Source organism: Oleiphilus sp. HI0079 (assembly GCF_001635105.1).
Map to the genome: position 1 here is coordinate 1 of NZ_LWFT01000754.1, position 1,628 is coordinate 1,628.

Genomic DNA, 1,628 nt, shown 5'->3' on the forward strand with positions numbered 1-1,628 from the left:
TAAATGATCTTTTGGAACAATAATGACGTGTACGTTTTGTTTCGACTCTATGTCGACGATTTGCTTTCGCTTCTCGTTCAGCAAGAAAGTAGCAACATTTACCGGAACGATTGCTTGGATCGCTCCTGTTTTCTCTTTTGAGCTCTCTTCGTAGATTAGACGCATGATTGAAAGTGCGAGTGACTCGATGTCCCGAATTGTGCCTTGGCCACTGCAGCGAGGACAGGTTTCCGAACGCGTCTCACCAAGAGAGGGTCGTAAGCGTTGACGTGACATTTCGAGCAGGCCGAAGCGGGAGATTTTACCCACCTGGACACGAGCACGATCCAGTTCAAGGGCATCTCGCATGCGATTTTCGACATCGCGCTGATTTTTGCTGGCGCTCATGTCGATAAAGTCGATTACTATCAGGCCGCCCATATCGCGCAAACGAAGCTGGCGAGCGATTTCATCTGCAGCTTCCAAATTAGTTTGGTGCGCGGTTTCTTCGATGTCACTGCCTTTGGTGGAGCGTGCAGAGTTGATGTCTATTGAGACAAGTGCTTCTGTTGGGTCGATAACAATGGAACCGCCAGATGGAAGCTTAACTTCACGTTCAAAGGCCGTTTCGATCTGTGCTTCGATCTGGTAACGGCTGAACAGAGGGATTTCGTCCTGGTATAACTTAATCTTGTTTTCGTAAGCGGGCATTACTGAGCGTACGAAATTCAGCACGTCTTCAAAGACCATTGGTGCGTCGACAAGAACTTCGCCGATGTCTTGGCGGAGATAATCACGAATTGCGCGAATAATGACGTTGCTTTCTTGATAGATTAAAAATGGAGCGGGTCGACTGTCTGATGCTGCAGTAATCGAATCCCAAAATTGGACAAGGTAGTCCAGATCCCATTGTAGTTCTTCTGTAGAGCGTCCTACGCCAGCAGTCCGAACGATCACACCCATATTATTCGGCATGTTTAGCCCGGACATGGCGTCTTTTAGTTGCGCACGATCTGGGCCTTCAATACGGCGAGAAATACCGCCTGCTCGCGCGTTGTTTGGCATTAATACCAAGTATCTGCCTGCAAGGCTGATAAAGGTCGTTAGTGCCGCGCCCTTGTTTCCGCGTTCTTCTTTTTCGACTTGGACAACAACTTCTTGACCTTCAGCAATTGCGTCACGAATATTGACGCGACCTTTGCCAGCGCTTGGTTTGAAGTACTCTTTAGAAATTTCTTTGAGAGGGAGGAATCCGTGTCGCTCAGCACCGAAGTCGACGAAAGCAGCTTCAAGGCTAGGCTCAACGCGAGTCACTTTACCTTTATAGATATTTGCTTTCTTTTGCTCTCTCGAGCCGGCTTCGATATCGAGATCATAGAGTTTTTGCCCGTCAACGAGGGCAACACGCAACTCTTCGCTTTGAGTCGCGTTAATAAGCATTCTTTTCATTCACAACGTCCAGATGGCGCTGTAACAGGAGGGCAAATTAGATTTTGGGCGTAATTCTGCTTGTAGTCAGTGTCTGTAAAGGCAGCAGTACTAAGATCTCTGCTGTTCAAAGTGACTTAACTTAACATTCCCAGTCTTAAACACGAGGTCTTATGGTCTCTTTACAGCGCGGGTCTTTTGGACTCACGGTGTCGGCCTGC

The 1,628-nt window shown here is 48.0% G+C and carries 1 protein-coding gene; it reads right to left on the reverse strand.

What is annotated here, in order from left to right; genetic code table 11:
• On the reverse strand, nucleotides 1–1,428 hold a 1,428-nt coding region (locus A3750_RS14105), incomplete at its 3' end, for an Rne/Rng family ribonuclease (protein ID WP_156498590.1).
• Between the last annotated feature and the right edge of the window lie 200 nt (nucleotides 1,429–1,628).